Source organism: Psychrobacter sp. (assembly GCF_035469765.1).
Classification (GTDB): domain Bacteria; phylum Pseudomonadota; class Gammaproteobacteria; order Pseudomonadales; family Moraxellaceae; genus Psychrobacter.
The window spans coordinates 1-4779 of record NZ_DATIRM010000011.1 but is presented as its reverse complement, the minus strand read 5'-3'; the positions used below and the strand labels follow the sequence as shown (position 1 = coordinate 4779).

The window sequence follows — 4779 nt, the reverse complement described above, 5'->3', positions numbered from 1 at the left end:
AGGCACAGCAAGCAAGAAAAATTGATATCAGCAGTACGTTATGTATCGATATTGCTTTTCCCTGACTATATATAAATTATTCTTTACACTTTCATTATCTATACATACTAAAAAGCCTTGCGTTAGCAAGGCTTTTTAGTTATTTCTTTACATTATTGTATGATTTAGAACGGAATGTCATCGTCTACAGGGCCATCTGGCATAGCTGTAGGCTTCGACTGCGCTGGTGCTTGAGTCGGTTTATTAAATTGATTCTGCTGAGCGGGCGTGTTCTGATTGTTAAAGCTATTTTGATGACCACCCTGTGACGCACCGCCACTTTGGTTATAACCACCTTGTTGAGCTGGCTGATTGTTTGCTTGCTGACCATAATCGTTCTGGCCACCTTGGTTACTAAATCCGCCGCCCTGATTACCATAACCACCTTGGTTGCTTTGACCACCTTGGTTATTGCTACCAAAGCCACCACCGGCATCATTACTACCACCAGTCGCACCATCTAGCATTTGCATTTGTTCAGCACGAATCTCGGTAATATAACGATCTTGTCCATTGGGATCTTGATATTTACGCGTACGAAGGCTGCCTTCGATATATACTTTACTACCTTTACGCAGATACTGCGCCGCGATTTCGCCCAAGCGATTGAACAATGAAATACGATGCCATTCCGTTGCTTCTCTTTTTTCACCGCTTTGCTTGTCTGTCCACTGCTCTGACGTCGCAACCGAGATATTGGTCACGCTACCGCCGTTATTAAATTGACGTGCCTCAGGGTCTGCACCGAGGTTACCGATGATGATAACTTTATTAACACCGCGCATGATATCGTCCTTTCACTTATGAATAATTTTATTACCAGCTTTAATCGAGTCTTTAACGTAAAGCCTCAATCTTAGCACTAATATACTTTTACTTTAACCATTTTTCTGTTAAATATCTAGAGGGCTTTGGGCTAAATGCGACAGCTCTTGTCGCGACAAATCTGTGAGTTGCGTCTTATCTAATTTTAAATAAGCTACTTGCTCTTTAGCCATGACCACCAGCTCATCAACACCATCTACTGCCAGCATTTGCCGTGACCAGTCCTGAATATCGATATTCTTTGGTATCGTCACAGTCGTGCTCGATAAATATGGTGGATCGGCAATCGGGATAATAAGCAGTAACGCAACCCCCATAATGACAGCTAGAATGCCCCATGCCAGCAGATTAGATTGCGTTAATAACAAGCCACCCATCGCCCCACCAACAAATGCGCCAAAGAACTGACTCGATGAATTCAACCCCATCGCGGTGGCTTTATTGGCGACTGGTGCGCGCTTCGATATCCACGAAGGAATCGTTGCTTCAAGTAAGTTAAAGCCCATAAAATAGAGCAATAAGCCCAATATGATACCAACGCCAACCTGACTGCCAATAGCTAATAACGCTAAGGAAACGGTCATTAACGCAATCGCGCCCAAAAATACTTGACGCATTTTGCGCTTCTTTTCAGCAATGATAATAAAGGGTATCGCGACGGCAAAACCGATAAACAATAAAGGCAAATATACCAAACCTTGCTGACGTACCGACAGTCCCATCACATCATTAAGCTGATGCGGTAAAATGACAAAAATAGCTGTCATAGTCAGATGCAAGGCAAAGATGCCAATATGCAAGCGATTTAGATCACCAATTTTTAGCACGGTCGCTAACTGCTGACCAATCGATTTGTTGTCCAAATTGTGCTTTAGCACCCGTAGCGGCGTCGGCACAAACAGTAATAATAGCATCGCCAAAACTGCAAAGCCTGCAGTCAGCCAAAACAATCCTGAAATACCAAGCGAACCGACCAATAGCGGACCGAAAGCAAAAGCAAGCATGATGGAAGTCGCAATGGTCAAACCCATGGTGGCCATCGCTTTGGTGCGCATTTCTTCGCGCGTCACATCAGCGAGTAGCGCCATTAATACCGCAGAAACCGCACCACTGCCTGCCAGCGCCCGACCAATAATGACCTCATAAATATCCGTGGCATTGGCGGCAATAATACCGCCGAGGGCAAATAAGATAAGACCTAAAAATATAATCGGCTTACGTGGAAATTTATCAGCGGCAAGGCTCATCGGGATCTGAAATATCGCCTGCCCTAGCCCATAAATACCAACCGCCAAACCAATCAAAAACGGCGTCGCATGCGTATAATTATCACCATACACAGAAAATACTGGCACAATCATAAACAAACCAATCATCCGCAAGGCAAAGATGCCACCGACCCCGAGGATTGCCCGTTTTTCTACGCTATTCATACTTGCCTCACTGGTTCATCATTGCTGGTTTATCACGGCAGCTCTGCTTGTATTATTACGACTGTATCAAGGGTTTAGCCTACAAATTAAGCTCACTAGTATAAGACATTCGCCGTTTGCTTGCCGAGACTTTTGCCCTCCTACTTCAGCATCATAGTGGACACTGACTTAAGCCATTCATTTTACGCAATAATTTTGTTACCAAGTGCATCTCATCGGTCATCACACCTTGAATAATGCGGCTATCATGACAATAAAGTAAAACGTTGAGAACGTTGTTGTCTGAAAAAACTTCATAATAAATCTTTTTACAAAACGACGTTGCTCGGCTAAATCTATAACAAACCACTCATATTAGTTAACCTTTATTTAGATTACCTTTATCCATTTCAAGTATTAAAGGCATGATCTAAAATAGACAGCCATTACTATCGCTTTATGAAAGCTGCATATTTTTATAAAGCCATATTAATTTGAATAGCATTTTTAAAATTATCTACGCTTTCAATGAATCACTTAACTCATATTGACTGACCCTTTTAATTTTTTTGAAAATACCATTTTAGCAAATAGGAAACCTATCACCGATGGCACACGAGTATATTAAGGTTCGCGGCGCACGCACTCATAATCTAAAAAATATCGATTTAGACATTCCACGAGATAAATTTGTCGTTATTACGGGTTTGTCAGGCTCTGGTAAATCGTCATTGGCATTCGATACCCTTTATGCCGAAGGGCAACGTCGTTATGTCGAGAGCTTATCGGCTTATGCACGTCAGTTCCTTTCACAAATGGAAAAGCCCGACGTCGATAGTATTGAGGGCTTGTCGCCAGCGATTGCTATTGAGCAAAAATCGACCAACCATAACCCACGCTCAACCGTCGGTACGATTACTGAGATTTATGACTATTTGCGGCTGCTGTATGCGCGCATTGGTACACCTTACTGCCCAGAGCATGGCGAGCCAATGGTTGCGCAGTCGGTGACTGAGATGGTCGATCAAGTCATGGCGTTACCAGATGACACGAAGATTATGATTTTGGCACCTGTCATTCGTGAGCGTAAAGGTGAGCATACCGTCTTGCTTGAACAGCTAATTGGTCAAGGCTTTGTGCGCGTGCGTGTTAATGGTGATGTCTACGATACTGATGAGCTACCAACACTCGATAAAAAGAAAAAGCATACCATCGAAGTGGTAGTCGATCGATTTAAAGTCCGTGATGATTTGGGTAACCGTGTCGCTGAAAGCTTAGAGACTGCTCTGCGTTTAGGTCAAGGTTTGGTTACGCTACACTTTATGGATGGCAATCCAAAAGAAGGCGGCGATGAAAACCAAGTCATGTCAGCCAAGCACTCCTGCCCTGTCTGTGATCGTGCGGTCTCTGAGCTTGAACCGCGTATGTTCAGTTTTAACAATCCGTATGGTGCCTGCCCAAGCTGTGATGGTCTCGGTAAACGTCAATATTTCTCTGCCGAAAAGCTAATTACCCATCATGAAAAGTCACTCAATCAAGGCGCAATTAATGGTTGGGATAAACGTCACGCCTATTACTTTGGTCTGCTTTCTACCGTTTGCAATCATTTTAAAATCGATATGGATGCGCCGTGGCAAGAGCTGCCAAAAGAACAGCAAGACCTTATCATGCAAGGGTCAGGTAAAGAGAAGCTCACCTTTAACTTTACTGATGAGCGCGGTCGTAAAACCAATAAAACCGTACCATTTGAAGGTGTGTTACCTTATTTAGAACGTCGTTATGCTAAAACCCAAAGCAATCTCGTACGTGACGAGCTGGCGAAATATCTGGCTGACACTACTTGTAATGTCTGCGATGGCGCGCGTTTGAATGAAATTTCACGCAACGTCCGCGTTGACGATCAAACCATCGCTCAAATCGTCAAACTGTCTATCGGTGACGCGGCTGACTATTATAAAACGATCAAAATTGGCGGTCATAAAGGTGAAGTCGCCGAAAAAATCTTTAAAGAGATTAACGAGCGACTAAACTTCCTAGTTAGTGTCGGTCTTGATTATCTGTCACTCGCACGATCTGCTGAAACACTATCAGGCGGTGAAGCACAGCGTATTCGTCTTGCCAGCCAAATCGGTGCAGGTCTGATGGGTGTGATGTATGTCCTTGATGAGCCATCAATCGGTCTACATCAACGTGATAACGATCGCTTGCTCAAGACCCTAACGCGCTTGCGTGATTTGGGCAATACCGTACTGGTCGTCGAGCATGATGAAGATGCCATTCGCCAAGCGGATCACGTCATCGATATCGGTGTCGGCGCAGGTGTACATGGCGGTCATATCATCGCTCAAGGCACAGTCGACGACATTATGGCGAATAAAGAATCACTGACTGGACAATATATGTCTGGTAAGAAAAGAATCGAGATTCCAAGCATTCGTCATAAGGCCAAAACGATCGATATGGAAGTTAAAGGTAAAGCTAAGCCTAAACAAGTGCCAATGAC

3 protein-coding genes are annotated in these 4779 nt (G+C 43.9%); 1 reads left to right on the top strand and 2 read right to left on the bottom strand.

What is annotated here, in order from left to right; genetic code table 11:
• Positions 1 to 164 precede the first annotated feature (164 nt).
• Positions 165 to 824 carry a single-stranded DNA-binding protein gene (gene ssb, locus VLN09_RS00250; protein ID WP_325242965.1) on the bottom strand — a complete coding sequence of 220 codons (660 nt, stop codon included), beginning with the start codon at positions 822 to 824 and terminating at the stop codon, positions 165 to 167.
• Positions 825 to 932: 108 nt separating this feature from the next.
• Positions 933 to 2297 (bottom strand): MFS transporter, encoded by a 1365-nt coding sequence (locus VLN09_RS00245; protein WP_325242963.1) that lies wholly within the window; start codon positions 2295 to 2297, stop codon positions 933 to 935.
• A 587-nt stretch (positions 2298 to 2884) separates the two neighbouring features.
• On the opposite strand from VLN09_RS00245, the gene uvrA reads away from it, so the two are divergent.
• Positions 2885 to 4779 (top strand): excinuclease ABC subunit UvrA (gene uvrA, locus VLN09_RS00240; RefSeq protein ID WP_325242961.1); only part of this gene is annotated, 1895 nt, incomplete at its 3' end.

Coding starts and splice junctions, on each gene's coding strand:
- ssb (WP_325242965.1), bottom strand. CDS start 824: ATGCGCGGTGTTAATAAAGTTATCATCATCGGTAACCTCGGTGCAGAC.
- VLN09_RS00245 (WP_325242963.1), bottom strand. CDS start 2,297: ATGAATAGCGTAGAAAAACGGGCAATCCTCGGGGTCGGTGGCATCTTT.